The following is a 22895-nucleotide window of genomic DNA, read 5'->3' on the forward strand; positions in this document are numbered from 1 at the left end:
GTCAGCCCTGGTTCTCGCCGCCCTCGGGCTTGGCCGTCTCGGCGGACGCCTCGGCCTCGGCGGGGGGCGCCTCGGGGGCGGCCTCGGCCTCGGGCTCGTCGGAGACCTCGGGCGCGGTGCCAGCGGCCTCCGCCGCCTGCTGCGCCTTGAGCTCCTCGTCGTTCATGAAGCCGATGGGGCTGTCCTTCCGGTTGAGGAAGCGCACCGCCTTCTTCGAGAGCGCGAACATCTGCTCGGCCGCCGCGGCCGGCACCAGCGCGTGCTCGATTTGCGCGGGGTCCGGACGCTCCACCACGCCGAGCTCGCCGTCCTCCAGCCGCTTGGCCTGCTCTGGCGTCAGCTCCATCCGGCGCAGCTTGCCCTTGCGGGTCATGAAGTAGAACGCCGTCTCGCCCGGCTCCTGGGCCACCTGCGAGCCCATCACCAGCTCGCGCAGCGCCTTGTCCAGCTCCACCTGACGCTTGGACTCCGCGCGCTGGTAGGCCTTGGAGCCCGGCATGGGGGGCAGCTTCGGGATGGGCCGCTCGGGCGGAGCGGAGGAGGACGGCCGGCCGTGCTGGGGGGCGCCGCTGGGACGGAAGGAGCCACCGCCGCCACCGCCGCTGGGACGGAACGAGCCGCCGCCACCGGGACGACCGCCACCCGGCCTGCCACCGCCGCCACCGGGACGACCGCCACCCTCGCGGGGAGGCCGCTCCTCACTCCGCGCCGGAGGACCCCCGGATGTCCGGTGGTCATCACGTCGGGGTGGGGGACGGTTTCCGCCTGGACGTCCGCCGTCCTGGGACGAGGGCCTCCGGGCTTCCGCCTGGCTGGCCGCCGTATCAGCCTTCTTGGACTGTTCCTCGGTGACGAGGCCCGCCTTCAACAACTTGTCGCGCAGGTTCTGCATGAGATGGGCGTTCTATCCCTTGCACGGCCGCACGCAAGCCGCAGCTTGCCGCTCCTGTACGCGCCACGTAACTTGCCGCCCCCGTGGTACCCCCTCCGGAGGAGTCGTGAGCCGTTCGAAGAAGTCCGCCTTCATCCTCGCCGTGGCACTGGCGGCCTCGGGCTGCTCGGACCCGGTCGACAAGGCGGCCAAGGCCCGCATCTTCTCCCCCGAGGACCCGCCCAAGGTGGTGGCCTCCGCCCAGCAGAAGCTGCCCCCGGAGGATGTCGCGGACAACCCGCAGGTGGCGCGCCGCATCCTCGGCATGGACGCCGCCGAGGTGACCGAGCGGCTGGGGCCCCACCGCTACCAGGCCACCCTGGGCTACGAGTGGACCTCCGCCGAGTCCAACCCGGTGAAGCTCACGGAGACGCGCACCTTCCGCGCGGGCGCGGGCGGGGTCAGCGGGGACTTCCACGGCGTGCTGGAGAACTCCCGGGACCAGGGCCTGGAGGTGATGCGCATCGCGGGGCAGGTGTTCGCCCGCAACCGGTATGGCCCGTTCCGTCAGCGGCTGCGCGACCGCGGCATGGCCGAGCGCACCCGCGCGGAGCTGACCGGCGCCATCCGCGACTTCGACAGCCTGTTCCAGGGGCGGCTCAAGCTGTCGCCCCAGGGCACGGTCACCTACGAGGGGCGCACGGCGTGGCGCTACCAGGTGACGCTGGCTCCCGCCTCGGAAGGGGATGCCTCCCGGCCGCTGCCGGCGCTGCTGCAGCCCAAGAACGGGGCGGACGAGACGACGCGTCGCCGGGGGAACTTCTTCGCCCACCGGCTGCCGCGCTCGCTGGACGGCGAGGTGCTGGTGGACGCGGCCACGTCGGTGGTCCTCAAGGCGCGGCTGGACGGGCGCATCGGCGTGCCGTCGGACAAGACGCCCGAGGCGGCGGAGCTGCGCATGACGCTGGAGGCGGCCCTGACCGAGGTGGGCAAGGACCAGAAGCTGGCGCCTCCCGAGAGCTTCCTGCCCGACGCGGACAAGCCACAGGGTATCGCCGACGCGTTGGACCGCTTCGGCATCGAGCGCGCCAAGCCCGAGGGCGCCAAGGGTTCGACGGCCGGTGAGGCTCCGCCGGAGCCCGAGGACGAGGGCGGCGGCGAGTAGCCCGCTGCGGGGGCGCCCTCATGGCGCCCCTTTGATGGCCCAGGCGTGGAGGCGGGTGACGTCTCCGCCTGGGCCCGGTTCTGGGAGCGACGCGCCCGGACAATCGCGTCATGGCCCCCTCGGCCCACCGCTTCTCCGTCCGCCCGCCTGCCCTGACGGCTCCGCCCGGACGCCCGCGTCAGGGCCACGCTGAATCGCCTCAACCCACTGTTTTCACATGGGTTCCACCGTGGCGTGTGGCTTGCTCTCCCGCAGGGCCATGCGTCGTCTCCGCCCCCTCCTGGCCTGTCTCTGCGGGCTGCTCGCGTCCCGCGTCCAGGCGCAGCCCCCTGCCCGGAGCCTGGGCGTCACCGTGTTCCCGGTGGGCGCCTACGTCCTGTCGGACACGGAGGGCGGGCGCGAGGCGGGCTACAGCGCGGGACTGGCCTGGAGCTATCGCCGGGAGGCGTCCCTCCTCGAGGTGGGCGGCCACGTGGCCTCCAGTCGACAGCTCACCGAGGCGACGCCCATGTCCCTGCGAATCACGCCCCCGGGGCCCCGACGGGTCCGTCCCTACCTGGGCCTCGGGCTGAGCTTCATGGTGGCCCACGCGCTCCGGGAGGAGGGGGCGACGCGCTCCCTCCAACTGGGGGCGGAGCTGTGCGGGGGCCTGGACGTGGAGCTGGGCCGGGGACTCTTCCTCTCCGCCGAGGCCCGCTACCAGAACTTCTCCGCCACCGGCTCCCCGTTCGCCGGGGAGCGACAGGCGCTCTCGTCCGGATTCCTGGGGCTGGGAATGCACCTGTAGGCGCCTCGCGCTACAGGGCGGGCCCAACCTGTTGGAAGAAAATTTGCGCTGACTCTTGCGTCCTCTACAATCCTCGTCGGTTGCGGCCCAGACGCGTCCGACATGCTCGGAAGTTCAGTGGGCTGTACAGCAAGGGAGCGGAGATGGAGCGCAAGGTCGGGAGTAGCACGGTGACGGCCAAGGAGGTCAAGGCGGCGCTGGAGAAGACGCGCACGCTGTCGGCCGAGGAGGAGAAGGTGCTGCGCATGCGGCACGGCGCCGACGCTTCCAGCACGCGGGCTCCGCTGCCGCGCGCCGCAGGGGACAACGAGGAGCTGGGTGACGAGCTGCTCTTCATCGAGATGCAGCTGATGAAGGCCATGCGCGCCCGGGCCGCGGCCAAGACGCCCGCCACGAAGGCGGCGGCGCCCGCCGCGCCGCGTGCTCGCGAGACGGCCGCCAACCCGACGAAGGACAAGATTGTCCGGGCGCTGCGCAAGAAGAAGTAGTCGCCCGCGCGGTCACCACTACCGGTTGAGGATGGCCACGAGGCGCTCTCCCGCCTCGGGCAGCGCCAGCGGCGTGCCCGAGATTTCCGTGGCCAGTCCCTCCGCGTCATCCGTTCCACCCCGCGCGTACAGCCCCTTCAACCAGGCGGCGGCGGGCGGGTTGCGCCAGAAGTCCTCGTTGAAGCGCTCGGTGAGGCGCCCGGTGAGCCGGGCCTCCAGCGCCCACGCTCGCAGGTAGTGCGCCACGTAGAGCTGCGGGTCCACGTCGGACAGGAAGAAGCCGGGATGTGGCTCGGCGAAGAGGGCGCGGCGCTGGCCGTCGGCGTACTCGTCCGCGCGCTCGGTGGATGCGCCCTTCTGGCTCAGGGACAGCTCGTAGGACAGCTTCGCGCAGTGGCGCCGAAGCACGGCCAGGGCCTGGAACGCGGCCAGCCTCGCCGTGTCGCGCGCGAGCACCGCGCCCAGCCCCAGGTAGCGCTTGAGCCACTCGGGGGAGAGCAGCAGGCGCTCGAAGACGGCGGCGTGGGCCTCGGTGATGCCCGCGTCGCCCAGGCGGCGCAGCTCCATGGGCAGCGTCGCGGACACGTGCGCGCGGTGCTGCGCGTGGCCCAGCTCGTGGAGCAGGCTGCCCAGCGCGTCCAGTCCTCCGCGCGGCTGGAGCACCAGGCGGACGTCGTCCGGCACGCGCACGGTGACGACGAAGGGGCGCGAGGACTTGCCGGGGCGGTCCTCCTCGTCCAGCCGGATGCGGCCGTCCGCGTGCGGCGTGAAGCCCCACTCCATCAGCCAGCGCACCACGGCGGGCCACGCGTCCTCGCGGCGCAGGTGCTCGTCCATCCAGGGCGCCAGCAGCGCGGCCTGCACGTCGTGTCGGCGCGCGTCGCCGCCGGGCAGGGGCCTGAGCAGCGGGTCCACCTTCTTGAGCACGTACGCGAGCACGTCGCGGTACGCGTCCTCGGTGCGCCGGAGCGTCTCGTCCGCGGCCTTGGCGAGGTCGGCGTAGGGGATGCCGGTGACGTCCTGGCGCAGCGTGGGGTAGTCGGTGGCGCCCAGGCGCTCGGCGGCGTGGAGGGCGGCGTCGCGGCGGTCTCCGTAGAGGCCGCGCTGCTCCCAGAGGAAGTTGCCCACGGCGCGCTCCAGGCCGGCGCGGCGCGCGCGGCGGGGCTCGCGGGGGAGGCGGCCGAGGGCCTCCGTGAAGGCGTAGGTCTGGTCGTCGACGGTGAGCACCGCCTTGCTCTCGAGGTCGGCCACGGCCCGGGCGGCGCGGGCGGCGAGCGCCTCCTCGACGTGGGTGGCCACCAGCTCGCGCAACAGCTGGATGCGGCGCACCGCGAGGGGGTCCTCCTTGGCGCGGGCCTTGGCGAGCGCCTCGTTGGCGGCGATGAAGGTGTCCGGGGAGGACAGCTCGGGGAAGGAGGCGTGGAGGCTGGGGGGCTCGGAGGAGAGCCCGGCGCCGTGGCGATATTGGAGCGTGGCCAGCTCGGCGAGGAAGTCGTCCAGCCGCATACGCACCGAGTGAAGGGGGCGGTCCATGGGGCCGCGCAAGCTACCAGGGGACGCGCTCGCCCGGGGGAACAGGTGAGGGGCCCTGGTGGCTCGTGGACCTGGCGGGTGGGCCTTGTGGTGGGCCGCGCCTTTCTGTAGCGAGCGGACTGGAAGTGAGGTGCCACGAGTGAAGCGTCGGACATTCCGGGTGGAGGGCGCGGGGCGCGCCGTGGCGGAGGCGGTGGCCGGGGAGCTCGGACTGCCCGAGGCACAGGCGCGCGAGCTGGTGGACGTGGGCGCCGTGTACGTGGGCGGCAAGCGCTGCCGCGACGCGAAGCTGCGGCTGACGTCCGGGCAGGTGGTGGCGGTGGTGCTGGAGGAGGGTGGGACGAGCTCGCTGGCCCAGGCGCCGGAGGCCCCCACGTTCCGGGTCCTTCACGAGGACGCGGAGGTGCTCGCGGTGGACAAGCCAGCGGGGCTCCCCGCGCAGCCCACGGAGGCGCGCGTGGGGGGCAACCTGGTGGACCAGGTGAGCCGGTACCTGGGACGCGAGGCGGGGCTGGTGCACCGGTTGGACCGCGAGACGTCGGGCGTGACGGTGTTCGGCAAGTCGGCTCGGGCGACGTCCGCGCTGGCGGCGGAGTTTCGCGAGGGGCGCGCGCGCAAGCGCTACGTGGCGGCCACGGGGCCGGGGCTGCCCGCGTCGGGCAAGGTGGACCTGCCGCTGTCCAAGGACCCGTCGCGTCCGGGGCGGTGGCGGGCGAGCCGGGCCGCCAACGGGGTGCCCGCGTTGACGTACTTCCGCACGCTGTATGCCGGGCCGGAGTTCTGCGTGGTGGAGCTGCTGCCGCACACGGGCCGCACGCATCAGCTGCGCGCGCACCTGACGGCCTTGGGGGCACCGATTCTGGGGGACGCTCGCTATGGCGGCGCGGCGAGGGCGGCGGGGACGGAGGCGGCGCGGTGCCTGTTGCATGCGCACGCGCTGGAGCTGGCCCATCCGGACACGGGGCGGACGCTCTCGGTGGAGGCGCCGGTGCCCGAGGACCTGCTGCGCTTCTTCACCCTCGCGGGCGTCGCGGTGCCGAGCGGCGCGGTGCCCGAGAAGTAGCGCGCCTCATGCCACGCAGGTGAAGTCCCGGCCCTCGACCCAGCCCAGGTGGGCCAGGTCCTGACGCAGCTCCTCGCGGGCCCAGCGCACGCCGACGCAGACGAGGAGCGGCTCCTGTCCCGGCGGCCCCAGCTCCTCGGGGCCCACGACGGGAATCCCGTTGAGCCGGGTGCCCTTCTTGCGCGGATGCACATCGATGTAGCGCCGCACCTCCACGCCGTGCTCACGGAGCAGTCGCGTCATCCGCTTGCCGCTCGGGCCCGAGCCCCAGAGCGTGCAGACGCGGGCCTTCGAGAGGGGGCCGCGGCGGGCCACCAGGTAGCGGGCCTTGGTCCACATGAGCCTCTCGAGGCCATAGCGCGGGTCCGTCCGCGTCAGCCGCGCGGGGCTGTCGCGCCAGCGCAGGAGGACCTCGGGCAGGTTCTTGAGGGCGTGGCCCTGCTCGAGCAGCTCCAACCAGAGGGCGTAGTCCTCGGGGAAGTCCCCGTCCCGCCAGGCGCCGGTGGACGTCAGCGCGTCGCGGCGCAGGCAGACGGACGGGTGGCACAGGGGGCTCTCGATGAAGCGGGCGTGGAAGAGCTGCTCGGGGGAGGTCAGGCTGTTGATCCACCGCGCATAGGACTGGAGGGAGGGGCTCACGGGCTGGTCGTCCCGGAAGAGCTCCACGGCGGTGCCCACGCCGGCGAGCCCGGGGTCCGCCTCCAGGGCGTGGAGGCTGGCCTCGAGGCGCCGGGGCAGGGCCTCGTCGTCGGCGTCCATCCGGGCGACGTAGGGGGAGGAGGCTTGCCGGAGGCCCAGGTGGAGCGCGGAGACGAGGCCCCGGCCCTGGCCGGTGAGGACCTCCACGCGCGAGTCCCGGGCGGCCAGGGCCTCCAGGACGGCGCGGGTGGCGTCGGTGGAGCCGTCGTCGATGGCCAGCAGCCGGAGGTCCTGGAGGGTGCCGTCGAGCAGGCTCCGGGCGGCGCGGGCCACGGTGGCCTCGGCATTTCGAGCGGGAAGGAGGACGGTGACAACCGGGATGGCCATCGTTGTGTAGACTGCCGCACCCATGGGTGGCGTGAGAAACGGCAAGGGCGCCGGAACGCCGGAGCCCGCGGCCGTCCGACAGGAGGTGCCGCGAGCCGGCACGCTCGACGTCGGGTCGACGGATGAGGCGGCGGAAGGGGTGGCTCGGCACTTCCGGGCCGCCGCGCGCTGGCTGCGCGAGGGCTCCGCCGCCCGGGCGTTCGAGGAGCTGACGACCGCCCGCCGCACCCTGCCGATGACGCCGCGCCTGGCCGCCGCGCTGGTGCGCTTCGGGCGGCTGGCGGGGGCCGAAACTGTTGCCATCGGGTTGCTGGAAGCCGTGCCGCCCACCGAGTCCGCCGACGTCCGGCTCGCCGTGCGCCGACAGCTCGCGCGCCTGTTGCGCAAGACGGGGCAGGGGACCCGCGCGGTGGCGGTGCTCGACGCGCTGACGTGGGAGTTCCCGGACGAGCGCCGCGCGCGGCGGGTCCTGGAGGCGCTCCGTGCGAAGAGCACGAAGCCCGCCGCCGCGCCCGTGGGGAGCGTGCTGGAGAAGCTGCCGACGAAGAAGACGGGCGCGCAGGGCGTGTCCATCTGGGAGGAGGACGAGGTCGACTACCACGCGGCGACGGTGGTGGACACCTCGGGCGTGGCGCCGAAGGTGACACCGGTGGCGCCGCCGCGCTCGCTGACGATGGAGTTGTCGCGGGTGGAGTTCCAGGTGGAGGGACCGCCCCTGGGATTGGAGACGTCCGGGGCTGCTCGGTCGCTGGAGGGCGAGCCTCGGGAGAGCACGCGTGGTGGAGCCGTGCCATGGGAGGTGACGCCGACGGAGCCGGTGGCGCACGCGCGGGTTTCGGCGACGACGGGTGAGGCGTCGGCGGTCGAGGGTGTGTCGCGGGTCGAGGCGTCGAGCGCGGCCAGTCGGTCTTCCGAGTCTGGTGCGGGAGAGGATGTTCGGGCTTCGGCGGGAGAGGACGCGCAGACGCGTGAGCCGACGGAGGTGGCGGCCTCGCCACTCGCCAGCACGGAACCGAGTGTGAGTCGTACCGATGCGCTGGCCCTGCCACTGGGCGATGAAGCTCGCGAAGAGTCGGGCACGACGAACGGTGTCCCCGTCGAAGGGGCTCCCGATGGTTCGTCGGGCGCGGTCCCTGCTGTCGGGCTTCCGACGCGTGTTGGCCCGACGGATACGGCTGCCGATGCTTCGTCGAGTACGACCCCGGCGGTCGGCAGTGCGCTGGCTGCTGACCGCGCGGATGCGTCTGCTGGCGAAGGGGCGAGCGGGGCCTCGGCGGAAGGAAGCGAAGCACACGTCGGCCTGGGCTTTGCGGCGGCCGAGACTTCATCGGGCACGAGTCCGACCGAGCGCGCGGCTCCGAGCATCCGTCCGGAGACACCTTCGTCGTTCAGGAATCCTGCGGAACTGATTCACGCGGAGCAGGGCGCTGGAGGCGCGTCGGGTCCTCAGTCTCTTGACGCGAGCGGTTCGGCCGCCATCGGCCGGAACTGGGCTCCGGATGATTCCTCGACGGATGCCATCGAGGGCTCCGCGCGTCCGCTGCTGGAGGCTCCGCCCTCCGAGACCGACCTGCCCGCGAAGACCCAGGTCGAGATGCCCGCGGTCCACCTGGGTGCACTCTCGGTTCCCTGGGACGACGCGTCCGAGGAGCCGGCTGCGCCGCGGGCAGCACCCCCAAAGGGGAACCCGTCGGTTGTGGAGCCTCCCGTCCTCCAGCCCGCGGAGACGGAGCCGTCCGCGCGGGGCGCTGGCCCCACTCGAATCGAGGATGCTCCGCGCTCGGAGACGACGGAGGTTCCGCTCGCGGACCTCCTTGCCGCACTCGGGCGCGCATCCACGGGTGGCGATAACGCGGGTCGAGCCGCGCCTGCTCCCGTGGGAAGCAGCAGCGCCCCGATGCCGCCGCGCTCGGGACGTCCGGGGTCGGGCGAGCATGTCCACGGCGAGGACACGGAGGAGTGGGCGCACTCCCAGAAGCTGGAGGCCCAGTTCATCGCGCGTCGTGCGTGGAAGGAGCTGGCCCAGCTGTACCTGAAGCGCGCGGACCGGGCGAAGGACCCGGGGATGCGCGCGGAGGCGCTGACGCGACTGGCGGAGGTGATGGAGACCGAGCTCCAGGACCCCGCGGGCGCCGCGCGCATGTACGGCGAGATCGTCGAGCTGACGGGAGATCGCGTCGCGCTTCGTGAGCAGGTGCGGCTGTTGTCCTCTCGTGATGATGCCTCGCTGGTCCGGCGTGCGCTCGACGAGGCCATCCAGCGAGCGCGGACCGGGCGGGCGCGTGCGACGGCGCTGCTGACGCGAGGCGAGCGCTGGCTGCACATGGGGGAGCTCCAGAAGGCCCGTGCGGACTTCGAGGCCGCGGATGCGCTGGTGCCGGGGATGGTGCCCGCGCTGGCGGGGCTGCTGCTCTGTGTCGAGGGCGAAGAGAGACGCTCCCTGGCGTCTCGTCTGCGCACCGTGCTCGCGGGATTGCAGCGTCGGACGCCCGACCGGGCCGAGGCGCTTCGGGTGCTCGCGCGCACCGCCGAGGAGCAGCTGCGTGATTCGCAGCTGGCGCAGTGGGCCTGGAGTGAGGTGCTCGCCGAGAACCCCGAGAGTGAGCAGGCTCGGGAGCGGCTCTTGTGGCTCGCGCGCGAGCTGGGGGACACGCAGTCGCTGGGGAAGCTCCTGCGCGCGCAGCTGGCTCGGGAGTCACGTGGCCCCGCGGCGCGACAGGCGCGGCTCGAGCTGGTGGCCACGTTGGAGGCCGCCGGGGAGATGGAGGCCGCGCTGGGGGAGCTTCGCCAGGCGGTGCGTTTCGAGCCGGGGCACAAGGAGGCGTGGCTCCTGCTCGTGGAGCGGTTGTGGGCGCGTGGCAACCAGGGCGAGGCGGCCTGGGCGCTGGAGCATGCGGCCACCGCGACCGAGGACGAGCTCGAACGCGAGCAGACGTGGGAGCGGCTGGCACGCTTGTGGCGCGAGTCGCTCGGCAACGCGGAGCGGGCGCAGGTCTACGCGCGGCGCGCGGAAGGGTTGAGGCTGGCGCGTGAGGAGCGGGAAGCGGCGCTGCCGCCGCCCGAGCCGCCCCGCAGCGCGACGCCTCGCCGCGAGTCCAGTGGGCCGAGGTCTCCGTTGGCTCCCTCGCCCGCGAAGTCGACGTCGCTCGTGGCGGCGGGCGGAGACCTGTCCGAGGAGATCACCTCGAGCTCCGACCCGAATGTCCCTCCGGGACAAGGGAGCGTCGAGGCGACGAGCATCGCGCCTCCTCGAGGCGACAGGTTGACGGGGTCGCCGGCGACGAGTGGTGCGTCCGGGGCAGCCGCTTCACAGCCGCAGGCGGGCGCCGCTGCCGTTCCCTCCGGCGCACCACGAGCCGAGAGGTCCGCACTTCCCCCGGGGGCGAACAGCCCGAGTGCCAGGGGCGAGAGGGGCGTACCCGGCGACGTCGCGACGCCGTCGAGTACGAACAGCCCGGGTCCGCGAGGTGGGAAGTCCGCGCAGCCCGCCGACGGGCTGTCCGCCAACGCTTCCTCTCCGCGCACTCATGCGCCCACGAGTGTCTCGCCCGCCAGCGCGCCTCGTGCGGAGAAGGGTGCAGCGGCTGGCAACGCGCCTCGCGCGGAGAAGCCCGTTGCGTCCGCCGATGTCGCGCCCGGCAATGCGTCTCGTGCGGAGAGGGACCTTCTGCCCAGCGGTGGTGCGCCCGCCAGCGCGCCTCGTACGGAGAGGGGTGCGGCACCCGGCAGCGCATCTCGCACGGAGAAACCTGGTCCCTCCGCAGGTGCGGTACCCGGCAACGCGCCTCGTAATGAGAGGTCCGCTCCATCGACCGGCGCCGCTCCCGACAACGCATCTCGCCCGGAGAAGCCGGCGCCCTCGGCAGGGCCTGTATCCGGCAATGCAGCTCGTACGGAGAGGCCTGCAGCGTCCGCGGGGGCCGCATCTGGCAACGCACCTCGTCCGGAGAGTCCTGCTGCGTCCTCAGGAGCCGCAGTCGGCAAATCACCTCGCTCGGAGATGCCAGCTGCATCCGCGGGCGCAGCACCTGGCAACGCATCTCGCACGGAGAGACCTGCTGCGTCCGCGGGAGACGCTGGTGGCAACGCATCTCGCATGGAGAGACCTGCTGCGTCCGCGGGAATCGCGGAGGGCAACCCACCTCGCTCGGAGAAGCCCGCGCTCTCCACCGGCGCCGCGCCCGGCAACCCACCTCGCCCGGAGAAGCCCGCGCTCTCCACCGGCGCCGCGCCCGGCAACGCGTCTCGCCCGGAGAAGCCCGCGCCCCGCGCCGCGAAGCCTGCGCCCTCCGGTGCGCGCACGGAGAAACCCGCGCCCCCGGTCCTCGCTCGCGTGGAGAAGCCCGCGCCCCGCGAGGACAGTCTCGCCGCGCTCGGTCCGGAGCTGGAGCGTCCCGCCCCGTCGGGCTCCACGGTCGTCTTCGGCGAGAGCGCCCCCGCGCCTCGCGCGGACCCGCAGCCCCGCGCGCCCCGAGACGAGAAGCCCCGAGCCCCGAGCCCCGCGCGTCCCCCGGAGCCCCAGCCGCGAGGTGGCAGGGCCATCGACCTGATGAGCGGCGGCGCCATGGACCTCGACGCTCCGCCCGTGCCCGAGACGCGCATCATCTCCTGGGAAGCCCCGCCGGGCCGCATGGACCCCGTGCGCCGCGTCCACCGCGCCAACCGCCCCGAGGGCACCGCCGCCGGCCCCGCGCCGGGCCGCACCTTCATCGCGAAGCCCCCGCCGCCCGCCGCCCCGCTCGTCGGCGCCGCCGAGACGCGCGAGAACCCCATCGTCGTCCCCGAACCGGCCCCCGCCTCGGACACCGAGCCGGAGGTCTTCCGCCAGCTCCGCGAGCGCCCGCTCGACACCGCCACCTACGAGCAGCTCGCCGACTTCTTCGACACCCGAGGCGACGCCCCCCGCGCCGTCCTCATGCGCGAAATCGTCGAGGCCCTCGCCGGTCGCGAAACGCCCGCCCCCCGCCTCCAGCGTCCACCCCTCACCGGCGACGAGCGCGCGGGCCTGCGTCACCCGGGCCTGCGCACCGCCTCGGGCGAGCTGCTCGCCTGCGCCGGCATCGCCCTGTGCCGCCTGTTCCCCGCCCAGGGCCGCGCCGCGGACGCCTCCGAGCCCCTGCGCGCCGTCGCCGGCCCGGGCGCGCCCGCCGTCCTCGACGCACTCCACACCTCCGCGCGCATCCTCGCGATGAACCTGCCGGAGCTCGTGCTCGCCGACGACGACGGCCCGCCCTTCACCGCCGTCCACACCGACAAGCCGCGCCTGCTCGTCGGCCGCGCCGCCATCCGCCAGCCCCTGCCCGCCGCCGAGCTGCGCTTCCACGCCGGCCGCGCCCTCCTGTCCCTCTCCCCGGACCTGCTCGCCCTGCGCGCGCTCAAGGGCGCCCAGCTCCTGCGCGCCCTCGCCCTGTTGTCCACCGTCCTCAAGGACCCCAAGGACTCCAGCGCCGACGCGCGGCTCGTGCGCGACGCGCTGTCCCCGCGCGCCCTGGAGCGCACCCTGGAGCTGCTCGAGCCCGGCACCCGCGACTTCAACGCCTCCGCCCTCGCGGACGCCGCGCGCGACTCCGCCAACCGCGCGGGCCTGGTGGCCTGCGGCGGCGTGGGCCCCGCCGTCACGGTGATTCGCTCCCGCCGCTCCCAGGACCCGGAGCTGGTGGAGCTGCTGCGCTTCGCCGCGTCCGAGCGCTACCTCGCGCTGCGCGCCCCCTCGCGCTGAAGCCTCAATTCACCTGCAGGCGGATGGTGAGCGCCAGCATGCGGCTCTTCTCCCCACCCAGCTCGTGCCGGTACGCGATGTCCAGCCCGCCGCCCTGCTCCGTCATGAAGCCCAGGCCCGTGCTCAGCCGCGACGTGCGCGTGAAGCCGTCATACGAATAGCCGGCGCGGATCGGCACCTGCATCCCCATCAGGTACTCCAGCCCACCCGCGTACGTGAGCGTCGTCTTGTCGTCCGTCTCGAAGTCCGCGCGCACGTCACCGGCCAGCGTCAACATCCCCGACATGATGCCGATGTGGCCCGTGTAGTAGCGCGACAGCTCCACGTTGTCGGTGTTGATGAGGTTGTGCCCCGACACGCCGGCCACGAACGACTGCGACAGCCGCATCAGCACGCCCGTGTCCACTGTCACCGAGTTGGCATATCGCCCCGTGCCGCTCATGCGCAGGTAGCGCGCCACGCCACCAATCAGGATGCCCGGGGTCAGCGGGAACCCCACGCCCAGCGAGCTCAGATGCGCGCTGGTGCGAGCACCGCCCCGGCCCAGGCTGACCCAGTGGTAGTCCACCCCCATGGCCAGCTTGCTGGTGGCCCCGTCGATGACGGAGATGCCGAGCATGCCCTCCTTGAGCGCCGTGTCCCACGCGCCCGTGCCCTCGAAGCGGTAGGCCGGCCACAGCGCCATGGCGGCGGGGTTGCCCAGCACCGCCTCCGTGCCCAACCCCAGGGCGCGGTACGCGCCCCCCATGCCATAGGCGCGCGCGCTCATGATGTCCCTCAGGTCCTCGGAGGGCTGGGCGGAAGCGGCGGTGGAGACACACACAGCCAACAACAGGACGACGGGACGGAGCGACATGGGATGGCCATCCTAACCAGCTTGATGGGGGGGAAGGGCGCCAATAGATTCGCTGCCCTCATGTCCGCCAACACACCGAAGGCAGAGTCCCTCATCCGCAAGTGTGTCATCCCGGCAGCCGGGCTGGGCACGCGTTTCCTGCCGGCCACCAAGTCGGTGCCCAAGGAGATGCTCCCCATCGTCGACACGCCCACCCTCCAGTACATCGTGGAGGAGGCCGTGTCCGCCGGCATCGAGGATGTCGTCCTCATCAATGGCCGCGGCAAGGGCGCCATCGAGGACCACTTCGACATCGGCTTCGAGCTGGAGACCACCCTGCGCGCCCGCGGCAAGACGGCGGACGCCGACAAGCTGCGCGCCATCGCGGACCTGGTGCGCGTGGTCAGCATCCGCCAGAAGGAGCCCAAGGGCCTGGGCCACGCGGTGCTCTGCGCCAAGAGCGCCATCGGTGACGAGCCCTTCGGCGTCCTCCTGGGCGATGACATGATCGACGCCGAGGAGCCGGGCATCCGCCAGCTCGCCCGCGTGTTCCGCAAGTACAACCAGGCCGTCATCGCGCTGATGGAAGTGCCCGACGACGAGACGCACATGTACGGCATCGCCGCGGGCACGGACCTGGGCGACGGCGTCATCCGCATCGACCGCGTGGTGGAGAAGCCCAAGAAGGGCACCGCTCCCTCCAACCTCGCCGTCATCGGCCGCTATGTGCTGCCGCCGGAGATCTTCCCCATCCTGGAGAAGCAGACTCCCGGGGTCGGCGGGGAAATCCAGCTCACCGACGGTCTGGCCACGCTGCAGCAGTCGCACGGTCTCTTGGGCTACAAATTCAAGGGTCAGCGCTATGACGCGGGCGACAAGGTGGGGTACCTCAAGGCGAACATCGCCTACGCGCTCAAGCGCCCCGAGCTCCGGGGCGGGCTGCTCGAGTACATGCGTGAGGTCGTGAAGACGGAGAAGCCGTGAAGCGCATCGTCGCACTCGTCGCAGTCCTGCTGTCCTTCACCGCTTTCGCCTACGTGCTGCCCGGGGGCTCCATCCTCCGGCGCATGGTGACCGAGCGCGACGAGCTCAAGCTGTCCGGGCTGCGCGTGGAGGGCTCGCTGAGCTTCCTGGGTCCCGCGGTGAAGGAGGCTGGCGCCGCGCTGGGCGCGGCGACGGACCGTCCCGACGTGCAGGGAGACGGCGTGCTGTACCTGCGCATGCCGGGGCGCTGCCGCTTCGAGGCGTCCGTGCCGGATGGCAACTCGCGCTCCGCGGTGGTGCAGGTGGCGGGGCGTCGCCGGCTGGAGGGCAACGAGATTGCGTCCCTGTCGGTGCTCGTCGCGCAGGTGTGCCCGCTGTTCGCCGCGGGCGGCGGCCCCGTGCAGCAGCTCAAGGAGTCCGTGCAGCAGTACCTGCAGGGGCTGGGCGTCGACACGACGCGCACGGGCCTGGCGCGCTTCAGCGGAGAGGTGACGTACGTGCTCGGCGAGCAGGGGGAGAACCGTCCCCAGTTCTGGGTGTACAAGGACTCGTTCCGCCCCGCGCGGCTGCGCTACACGGACGCGGCGAAGGTGGCCTGGGACGTGCGCTTCCTCGACTACAACTCGCCCGCGGTGGGTGAGGCCATGCCGCGCACCATCGAGGTGTGGCGTGGAGACCAGCGCGCCGTGCGCTTCACCGCGCTGAAGGGCGACACCCGGGCCACCGTGCCCGACAAGCTCTTCACGCCGTAGCCAGACACCGCTCCCCTCGCCGGAGACGTTGACGCGTCACGGCGAGGCGCGAGGGCGGTGCCGGGTGTTCCTTGCGACTCGCTTGCGACGTTCCGGTGGCGCGTTGAAGAGTCACGCCCGTCCGGTCGCTGTCCGCCGGCCCACTGACGGAGGAACGCACATGAAGGTCTTTGGCCATCCGCTGAGCACCTGTACGCGCAAGGTCCTCGCCACGCTGGCGGAGAAGGGGCGCGAGGCGGAGCTCGTGCTCGTCGACCTGACGAAGGGCGAGCACAAGTCGCCGGCGCATTTCGCGCGGCATCCGTTCGGCGTCATCCCGACGCTCGAGGACGATGACGGCTTCATGCTGTACGAGTCGCGCGCCATCATCCGCTACCTGGACCGCGTGCTGCCGGGGCCGTCGCTCACGCCCGCGGCGCCGAAGGCCTACGGCTTGATGGAGCAGTACCTCAGCGTGGAGCAGTGCTACTTCTCTCCCTCGGCCTTCAAGGTGTCGTGGGAGCGGCTCTTCAAGCCGCACATGGGCGGCGGCCCGGTGGACGAGGCCCGCGTGGCCGAGGGGCGTCAGGGCGTGGCGAAGGTGTTCGCCATCCTCGACCCGGTGCTGGCGAAGCAGCCGTTCCTCGCGGGTGACAGCTTCTCGCTCGCGGAGGTGGCGTGGCTGCCGGACCTGACGTTCTTCCTCACCTTCGACGAGGAGAAGGCCCTGCTGGCCGAGCACAAGCACGTGGCCGCGTGGTGGGAGCGCATCAGCGGCCGCCCCGCGTGGCGCAAGGTGACCGGAGCGTAGCCGAGCGGCGACGGGGCCGTGCTCGCCCGTGAGCGCGGTCCCGTGGGCTTTGAGCGGGAGGTGCTGTCGCGCGGCTTCGCATCGGGCCCGACGGCCGTGGACGGATGCGCGTCGAGCCCGGTGCCGCGCGTGTGGCGGTGCGGCGTTTGTCGGGAGCCCCCTCTCGCGCGGGCGAGGTCCCTCGCTCGACGTGCTTCGCGCATGCAGTGGTGTGTCGCTCGTCGGCGGACCGCCACCTCGCGCGAGATGCTCGCGGGTGCGTCCTGCTATGCCCCCGAGGTGCGCCGGGCGACGTCGGAGTCAGCTCGGGGCGCCTCGTGCGCGGGCGCGGGGCGCCACATGAACCACTGCGGCGGGCCGCCGTCGAAGCAGGGCTCGGTGCGCTGCAGGTCGAAGCCGAAGCCCTGATACCAGTCGCGGTTGGAGGCCTTGGCCGTCTCCAGGAAGCACGGCGCGCGGGTCTCCTCGGCCAGCGCCAGCCCCGCGCGCATCAACCGCGCGCCCACGCCCTTGCCCTGGTGCGCCGGGTCCACGGCGATGGTGGCCAGGTACCAGTGGGGCGGCGTGTGCGGGTGGTATCGCTCCAGCCTCGCCAGCGCCTGGAGGGCCAGCCGCGCGCGCCCTGGGAAGTACCGCAGTCCGGCCCAGAGCGTGGGCAGGAAGACGGCCTGCCGTCCGAGTGACTGGGGGAAGCCGCCCGGACTCAACCACGCCGCCACGCCCGTGAGCTGCCCGTCCGCGACGGTGGCATGCACCACGCCGTGCGCGAGGCAGTCCTCCACGGTGGCCCGATAGAACTCGGCCGACACCCGCGCCCGGCGCTCGGAGGGGCCGGGGAAGAGCTCCGCGAGGAACGGGTAGTCATCGAAGGCACGCGCGCACATCGGGCCCACCTGTCCCAACAGCTCCGGCCCCAGGCTCTCGATGCTCACGCTCATGCGTCAGGGACTGTAGCCCGGGCTCACCCTGCGCGGGTCCGTCATCCCGCTCGTGCCGTCCGCCTGCTCTGAAGTCAGGCGCCTCCGCGGTGCGCCATCCCTGGAGCGAGCCTCACCACCCAGGGCCTCCGCCGAGCACCTGGTGACACGCTCGCCTTCGTGCCAGCCAGGTCGCGGGCGAACCGACCGGCTTCACGTCGGAGCCCTCGCGTCACGTGGGCCCTGGCCGGGATGGGGACTCGTTCTATGGTGCGCCCCGATGGGTGTTCGACCACGATGTGACGGGGGCCAGGCCACCCCCGGGCCGGCGCGATGCGATGACAGGAGCGGACGACTCCGTGGGCTCGTGCTCGCGCTCGTCCTGACCTCGTCGGTGGCGTGGGCCCAGGCGCCTCGGAACGCCACGCTCCAGGACTTCCATCACACGGCGTGGACCCAGAAGGACGGCGCGCCCGCCGGAGTCTGGGCCATGGCGCAGACGCGCGATGGCTGGCTGTGGTTGGGGACGGCCTCGGGGCTGTATCGCTTCGACGGCGTCCACTTCGAGCGCCACGACCTGCTGCCCGAGGGGAGCCTCGCGTCGCGCTCGGTGGGCGTGCTTCACGCCCTTCGCAACGGAGACCTCTGGGTCGGCTACTCCTTCGGCGGCGCGAGTGTCCTCGGGGCGGGCGGCGAGGTGCGCCACTTCGCCCCGGGCGGGCTGCCCGAGGGCAAGCCCGTGGAGTCCTTCGACGAGGACGGCGACGGGCGTGCCTGGGCCCACACGCCCCAGGGGCTGCATGTCTTCGAGGCGGGCGGCTGGTCGCGTGCGGACGCTCGCTGGGGGCTGCCGGAGGATGAATGGTCCGACAGCCTCCAGGACGTGAGCGGCGCGTTGTGGATGGTGGGCTCGAGCGGCGTGTACGTGCTGCGACCCGGGACCCGTCGCTTCGAGCGCGTGGAGCACGACGGCCCCACCTTGCATTCCCTGGTCCTGGGCCACGATGGGAGCCTCTGGCGGTACGACGAGCGCGGCGCCAGCCCCCTGCGAGGACCTGGCTTTCCAGCGCCCTCGGCCCACGTCCCAGCCGAGGCGTGGAGCAGCCACGCGGTGATTTCCGTCTTCGACCGGGATGGCTCCAACTGGCTCGTCGGGTGTCCGCAAGGCGGTATCTGCCGGGTCGCGAAGCCCTTCGAAGGGGGGCGGTTCGTCCGGCGCACCGAGGCGACCGATGTCTTCGGCGCTCGCGAGGGGCTCTCGTCGGACGCGGCCATGACGCTGTTCCGGGACCGCGAGGGCAACGTCTGGGTCGGCACCCAGCTCGGCGTGGACCGCTTCCGGCGCAATGACGTCGCCACCCTGCGCTTCCCCACGCATACGAGCTACTTCGCGCTCGTGGCGGACCGTCAGGGCCGCGTGTGGTCGGGCTCCGCCATGCGGGTGCGCAACACCGACTTCTGGTGGCGGTTGGAGGCATCCCCGGTCCGCGTGCCCGGCATCGAAGGGGAGATGACCGCCACCTTGCTGGACTCGGACGGGCGCCTGCTCCTGGGCGGCTCGTCGGGCTTCTGGCGCTTCGACCCGGAGACCGGCCACGTGGAGACCCTCTCCCGCCCCGAGCAGGAAGAGGAACAGCGCATCCAGGCCATCGTGCGCGACGCCGAGGGCCGGCTGTGGGTCTCATTCCGCGCCTCGACGGTGTACCGGCTGGATGGGGAGACCTGGACGCCGAAGGGGGGCCTCGCCGCGCTGCCGGACCTGCCGCCCGCGCGCGCGGTGCTGGATGACCAGGGCCGCCTGTGGTTCGGCTACAGCTCCAACCAGGTCGTCATCCTCGAGGGCGCGCACGTGCGCTCCTTCACCGAGGCACAGGGCCTGCGCACCGGCACGGTGACGGCCATCCTCCCTGGAGAGACCACGCTGGTGGGCGGCGCGCTGGGGCTGGCCGCGTTCGACGGCGCGCGCTTCCGGATGCTGAAGGCGACGCAGGCCGAGGTGCTGACGGGCCTCACCGGCCTGGTGAAGACGGACGACGGAGCACTGTGGCTCAACGGCCAGGCGGGTGGCGCGCGCATCGCCGCGGAGGACCTGCGCCGCGCGCTGGCGGAGCCGGACTTCGTGATGCCCGTCGAGCGCTTCGACATGAACGACGGCATGCCCGGCGGCGCGCAGCAGATCCGCCCGTTGCCCACGCTGGTGCGGGGAGCAGACGGTCGGCTCTGGTTCGCCGCCGTCAACGGCCTGGGCTGGATGGACCCGCGCCGCATCGAGCGCAACGCCTTGCCCCCGCCGGTCATGATTCGCTCCGTGTCCTCCGGCGAGACGTCGTACGCGGGCACCGCGCGACTGGCGCTCCCGCCGCGCACGCGCGAGCTGCGCATCGCCTACACGGCGCTGAGCCTGGGGATGCCGGAGCGGGTCACCTTCCGCTACCGGCTCGAAGGCGTGGATGACGGCTGGAAGGACGCGGGCGCCCGGCGCGAGGCGACGTACACCAACCTGGGGCCGGGCCATTATCGCTTCCAGGTGATGGCGGCCAACGAGGACGGCGTCTGGAACGAGCAGGGCGCGTCGCTCGAGGTCGACATCGCGCCGACCTTCTTCCAGACGCGCGCGTTCGCGGTGCTGTGTGTCGTCGGAGGCGCGGGGCTCCTGTGGCTGCTGTACGCGCTGCGGATGTGGCGCGTGACGCAGCGCTTGCGGTTGCGCCTGGAGGAGCGCCACGCGGAGCGCGAGCGCATCGCCCGGGAGCTGCACGACACCCTGCTGCAGGGCATCCAGGGGCTCGTGCTCAACGTGCACGTGGTGACGTCGAGTCTTCCAGCGGGGGATGCGCGGCTCGGGCTCGAGTCCGCGTTGGACCGCGCGGACTCCGTGCTGACGGAGGGCCGGGACCGGGTGAGCTCCCTGCGGGACACCTCCGCGAGCAAGGACGACCTGGCCGAGGCCTTCACGTCCCTGGCGCGGGAGCTCGACGAGCGGGAGGGGCCCCGGCTGCGCATGGTGGTGCGGGGCGAGGCGCGCACGCTGGAGCCCCTGGTCGCGGACGAGCTCTATCGCATCGGCCGCGAGGCCATCGGCAACGCGTTCGTGCACTCCCAGGCGCGCGAGGTCGAGGTGAGCCTGCTGTTCGAGCACCCCGAGCTGCGGCTGTGCGTGCGTGACGACGGCCGAGGCATCGACGTGGCCACGCTGGAGCGGGGCGGACGCGCCGGGCACTGGGGCTTGCGCGGCATGCGCGAGCGCGCCGAGAAGGTCGGCGGCCGGCTCGACATCATCAGCGGCGAGGGACGCGGGACCGAAATCCAGGTCGTGGTGCAAGCCCAGCGCGCCTATCTGCGCCGGCCACTGGAGGGACTGCGGCGACTGGTGCCTCGGCTCGGTCGGCGCTGAGGTCCGCGTGCCGGAGTCGGACGGCTCGCACGCCCGGACGGGTGGTGGGCGAGCACGCGCTGGCGCCGGACGGCCCACGTCCCTCGGGACGCCCATGTCAGACAGCCCTGGCACTGTGGACCCCGGTAGCAGGACGGACGGGGCAGGGGCGGTGGGTCGAAGGGAGCGCCATGGAACAGCGACCGTTGTGGGACGAGCCGACGGCGGACGACGCGGAGGAGGCCTCCACCAGGGGTTCCATCCCGCTGCGTACCTTGGGTGCGAGACGTCGCCGGGAACTGTCCCAACCGGAACAGGCCGCTACAGTGGCGTTCGCAGTGAGCGAGCACCCTCCCGTCCTGGCCTCCGTCGCCGTGGCCCGCCCCGTCCGGGGTGAATTCACCTACTCCGTGCCGGAGGCCCTCCTGGGGAACCTGGCCCCGGGGCAGCGCGTGCTCGTGCCCTTCGGCCGAGGCACCGCGCTCGGCTTCTACCTGGGCCCCTCCACCGTGACGCTGGGCGAGAAGGTCCGGCTCAAGCCCATCCAGCGCGTGCTGGAGGACTCGCCGTCACTGCCCAAGGACCTCATCGCGCTCCTGCGCTTCGCGGCCGAGCACTACCGCTACCCCCTGGGCGAGGTCATCCGCGGCGCGCTGCCCCCGGGGTTGTCCAAGCCCGTGGACGGCAAGGAGGCCCAGCCAGATGTGCAGCAGTTCGCGGTGGCGCTCGTCAACGAGGTGCCCGCGGCGCTCGCGCGCGCGCATGCCCAGTCCGCCGCGCTCGCGTACCTCTTGGCCGTGGGCGGCAGCGCCCCGCTGGAGGAGGTGAGCCACGCGATTCCCGGCGCGAGAGCGCACCTCAAGAGCCTGGCCACCAAGGGCCTCGTGCGCATCGAGGAGAAGAAGCTGGAGGCGGGCGTGAAGGAGGGGCTGATTCAGGGCCGCCCCGACCGCCTCACCCCCGAACAGGCCGCCGCCGGTGAGCAGCTGCGCGGCGCCCTGGACGCGGGCGCGTTCCAGCCCTTCCTCCTGCACGGCGTGACGGGCAGCGGCAAGACGGAGGTGTACCTGCGCGCGGCCGAGCACGCGCTGTCCCTGGGCAAGAGCAGCCTCATCCTCGTGCCGGAGATTGCCCTGACGCCGCAGCTGGTGGGCCGCTTCCGCAGCCGCTTCGGCGCGGAGGTGGCGGTGCTGCACTCGGCGCTGAAGGACCGCGAGCGGCTGTTCCACTGGCAGGCCCTGCGTCGGGGCGAGGTGAAGATTGCGGTGGGCGTGCGCTCGGCGGTGTTCGCCCCGGTGGAGAACCTGGGGCTCATCGTCGTGGACGAGGAGCACGACCCGTCCTTCAAGCAGGACGACAGCCTGCGCTACCAGGCGCGTGATTTGGCCGTCGTGCGCGGCAAGCAGGCCAGCGCGGTGGTGGTGCTGGGCTCGGCCACGCCGGCGCTGGAGACGCTGGAGAACGTCAAGAAGGGGCGCTATCGGCTGCTCGAGCTGAAGCGGCGGGTGGATGACCGGCCCATGCCCTCCATCGAGCTGGTGGACCTGCGTCAGGAGCGCCCCCGCGAGGGCATCGTGACGGAGGAGGCGCCCATCCTGAGCCCGCCGCTGCTGCAGGCCATGGAGGAGACGCTCGCCAAGGGCCAGCAGGTCATCCTGTTCCTGAACCGCCGGGGCCACAGCACGGTGCTCCTGTGCGAGGTGTGCGGCCTGTCGCTCAAGTGCACCTCGTGCGACGTGTGCCTGACGCACCACCGCTCGCAGAACCGGGTGGTGTGCCACTACTGCGGGCTGACGATGCCCGTGCCCGAGCGGTGCCTGGAGTGCACGGGCCCCATCCTGAGGCTGGGCATCGGCACGGAGCGGGTGGAGGCGGAGGTCGTCGAGCGCATCCCGAACGCGCGGGTGGCGCGGCTGGACCGGGACTCGGCCACCAGCGCGGAGCGGCTGACGGAGCTGCTGGCCTCGTTCGCCCGCCGGGAGCTGGACGTGCTGGTGGGCACGCAGATGGTGGCCAAGGGGCACGACTTCCCGGGCGTGACGCTGGTGTGTGTCGTCATGGCGGACACGTCCCTGGCCATTCCCGACTTCCGGGCCGCCGAGCGGACCTTCCACCTGTTGACCCAGGTGGCGGGGCGGGCGGGGCGGGGCAAGGACCCGGGGCGGGTGCTGGTGCAGACCTACAACCCGGACGCGGAGCCGGTGAAGCGGGTGCTGGCGCACGACTTCGACGGGTTCGCCCAGCAGGAGCTGGAGTGGCGCAAGGCGTTGGCGTACCCGCCCTTCGCGCGCATGGCCTCGATTCGACTGGAGGGGGAGCACCCGGAGCAGGTGGCCAGCGTGGCCCGGCACCTGGGCAACCTCGTCTCCCGGAACATGCCCCCGGCGTCGGCGGGGGTGCGGCTGTTGGGGCCGGCGGTGGCGCCCATCGCCAGAATCCGGGGGAAGACGCGCTGGCAGCTGCTCTTGAAGGGGCCGACACATGTGGCGCTCGCCCCGCTGCTCGCCAGGGTGGAGACGGCCCTGGCCGACGTTCCTTCCGCGGTGAAGGTCGTCCTCGACGTGGATCCGGGGGCCATGCTGTAGACTCGGT

The 22895-nt window shown here is 72.8% G+C and carries 15 protein-coding genes; 10 read left to right on the plus strand and 5 right to left on the minus strand.

All coding sequences use genetic code 11. From position 1 onward, the window contains the following. Nucleotide 1 precedes the first annotated feature (1 nt). Nucleotides 2–892 (minus strand): DUF2058 family protein, encoded by an 891-nt coding sequence (locus K8625_RS32205; protein ID WP_223784862.1) that lies wholly within the window; start codon nt 890–892, stop codon nt 2–4. A 106-nt stretch (nt 893–998) separates the two neighbouring features. On the opposite strand from K8625_RS32205, the gene K8625_RS32210 reads away from it, so the two are divergent. From K8625_RS32210 to K8625_RS32220, 3 genes are all read left to right on the plus strand, one after another. Next, nucleotides 999–2036: a hypothetical protein gene (locus K8625_RS32210; RefSeq protein WP_141332551.1), complete on the plus strand. Its 1038-nt coding sequence runs from the start codon at nt 999–1001 to the stop codon at nt 2034–2036. Between the two features lie 259 nt (nt 2037–2295). Beyond that, nucleotides 2296–2823: a hypothetical protein gene (locus K8625_RS32215; RefSeq protein ID WP_141332550.1), complete on the plus strand. Its 528-nt coding sequence runs from the start codon at nt 2296–2298 to the stop codon at nt 2821–2823. A 143-nt stretch (nt 2824–2966) separates the two neighbouring features. After that, nucleotides 2967–3311, plus strand: coding sequence for a hypothetical protein (locus K8625_RS32220; protein ID WP_046711509.1), 345 nt, complete (start codon nt 2967–2969; stop codon nt 3309–3311). 18 nt (nt 3312–3329) lie between these two features. Here K8625_RS32220 and K8625_RS32225 read toward each other — a convergent pair whose 3' ends face one another. Continuing rightward, on the minus strand, nt 3330–4844 hold the full coding sequence (locus tag K8625_RS32225) for a peptidase M3 (RefSeq protein WP_223784863.1): 1515 nt from the start codon (nt 4842–4844) through the stop codon (nt 3330–3332). A 139-nt stretch (nt 4845–4983) separates the two neighbouring features. On the opposite strand from K8625_RS32225, the gene K8625_RS32230 reads away from it, so the two are divergent. Further along, on the plus strand, nt 4984–5907 hold the full coding sequence (locus tag K8625_RS32230; protein ID WP_223784864.1) for an RluA family pseudouridine synthase: 924 nt from the start codon (nt 4984–4986) through the stop codon (nt 5905–5907). A 6-nt stretch (nt 5908–5913) separates the two neighbouring features. Here the strand turns inward: K8625_RS32230 and K8625_RS32235 are convergent, their stop codons facing one another. Further along, nucleotides 5914–6933: a glycosyltransferase gene (locus K8625_RS32235; protein ID WP_223784865.1), complete on the minus strand. Its 1020-nt coding sequence runs from the start codon at nt 6931–6933 to the stop codon at nt 5914–5916. 22 nt (nt 6934–6955) lie between these two features. Between K8625_RS32235 and K8625_RS32240 the strand changes: the two genes are divergently transcribed. Further along, nucleotides 6956–12652 (plus strand): hypothetical protein, encoded by a 5697-nt coding sequence (locus tag K8625_RS32240; RefSeq protein ID WP_223784866.1) that lies wholly within the window; start codon nt 6956–6958, stop codon nt 12650–12652. Between the two features lie 4 nt (nt 12653–12656). Here the strand turns inward: K8625_RS32240 and K8625_RS32245 are convergent, their stop codons facing one another. After that, nucleotides 12657–13508, minus strand: coding sequence for a hypothetical protein (locus tag K8625_RS32245; protein WP_223746439.1), 852 nt, complete (start codon nt 13506–13508; stop codon nt 12657–12659). A gap of 60 nt (nt 13509–13568) precedes the next feature. Between K8625_RS32245 and galU the strand changes: the two genes are divergently transcribed. From galU to K8625_RS32260, 3 genes are all read left to right on the plus strand, one after another. Further along, entirely contained in the window at nt 13569–14471 is a 903-nt protein-coding gene (galU, locus tag K8625_RS32250) for a UTP--glucose-1-phosphate uridylyltransferase GalU (RefSeq protein ID WP_223784867.1), read from the plus strand. Beyond that, the gene (locus K8625_RS32255; protein WP_223784868.1) at nt 14468–15223 is read left to right on the plus strand and encodes a hypothetical protein; all 756 of its coding nucleotides are present in this window, start codon (nt 14468–14470) and stop codon (nt 15221–15223) included. Before galU ends, K8625_RS32255 begins: the two co-directional genes overlap by 4 nt. Nucleotides 15224–15383: 160 nt before the next feature. Continuing rightward, nucleotides 15384–16013, plus strand: coding sequence for a glutathione S-transferase family protein (locus K8625_RS32260; RefSeq protein ID WP_141332251.1), 630 nt, complete (start codon nt 15384–15386; stop codon nt 16011–16013). A 266-nt stretch (nt 16014–16279) separates the two neighbouring features. On the opposite strand, the gene K8625_RS32265 is transcribed toward K8625_RS32260, so the two are convergent. After that, nucleotides 16280–16951, minus strand: coding sequence for a GNAT family N-acetyltransferase (locus tag K8625_RS32265; RefSeq protein WP_223784869.1), 672 nt, complete (start codon nt 16949–16951; stop codon nt 16280–16282). Nucleotides 16952–17297: 346 nt separating this feature from the next. On the opposite strand from K8625_RS32265, the gene K8625_RS32270 reads away from it, so the two are divergent. Together K8625_RS32270 and priA are read left to right on the plus strand one after the other, a co-directional pair. Then, complete coding sequence (locus K8625_RS32270) at nt 17298–20324, plus strand: sensor histidine kinase (RefSeq protein ID WP_223784870.1); 3027 nt, start codon at nt 17298–17300, stop codon at nt 20322–20324. 170 nt (nt 20325–20494) lie between these two features. Next, complete coding sequence (gene priA / locus K8625_RS32275; RefSeq protein WP_223784871.1) at nt 20495–22888, plus strand: primosomal protein N'; 2394 nt, start codon at nt 20495–20497, stop codon at nt 22886–22888. The last annotated feature ends 7 nt before the right edge of the window (nt 22889–22895 follow it).

It is taken from the genome of Myxococcus sp. AS-1-15, assembly GCF_020037055.1.
Taxonomy (GTDB): domain Bacteria; phylum Myxococcota; class Myxococcia; order Myxococcales; family Myxococcaceae; genus Myxococcus; species Myxococcus fulvus.

Coding starts and splice junctions, on each gene's coding strand:
- K8625_RS32260 (WP_141332251.1), top strand. CDS start 15,384: ATGAAGGTCTTTGGCCATCCGCTGAGCACCTGTACGCGCAAGGTCCTC.
- K8625_RS32265 (WP_223784869.1), bottom strand. CDS start 16,951: ATGAGCGTGAGCATCGAGAGCCTGGGGCCGGAGCTGTTGGGACAGGTG.
- K8625_RS32225 (WP_223784863.1), bottom strand. CDS start 4,844: ATGGACCGCCCCCTTCACTCGGTGCGTATGCGGCTGGACGACTTCCTC.
- galU (WP_223784867.1), top strand. CDS start 13,569: ATGTCCGCCAACACACCGAAGGCAGAGTCCCTCATCCGCAAGTGTGTC.
- priA (WP_223784871.1), top strand. CDS start 20,495: ATGGAACAGCGACCGTTGTGGGACGAGCCGACGGCGGACGACGCGGAG.
- K8625_RS32240 (WP_223784866.1), top strand. CDS start 6,956: ATGGGTGGCGTGAGAAACGGCAAGGGCGCCGGAACGCCGGAGCCCGCG.
- K8625_RS32245 (WP_223746439.1), bottom strand. CDS start 13,508: ATGTCGCTCCGTCCCGTCGTCCTGTTGTTGGCTGTGTGTGTCTCCACC.
- K8625_RS32235 (WP_223784865.1), bottom strand. CDS start 6,933: ATGGCCATCCCGGTTGTCACCGTCCTCCTTCCCGCTCGAAATGCCGAG.
- K8625_RS32220 (WP_046711509.1), top strand. CDS start 2,967: ATGGAGCGCAAGGTCGGGAGTAGCACGGTGACGGCCAAGGAGGTCAAG.
- K8625_RS32215 (WP_141332550.1), top strand. CDS start 2,296: ATGCGTCGTCTCCGCCCCCTCCTGGCCTGTCTCTGCGGGCTGCTCGCG.
- K8625_RS32205 (WP_223784862.1), bottom strand. CDS start 892: ATGCAGAACCTGCGCGACAAGTTGTTGAAGGCGGGCCTCGTCACCGAG.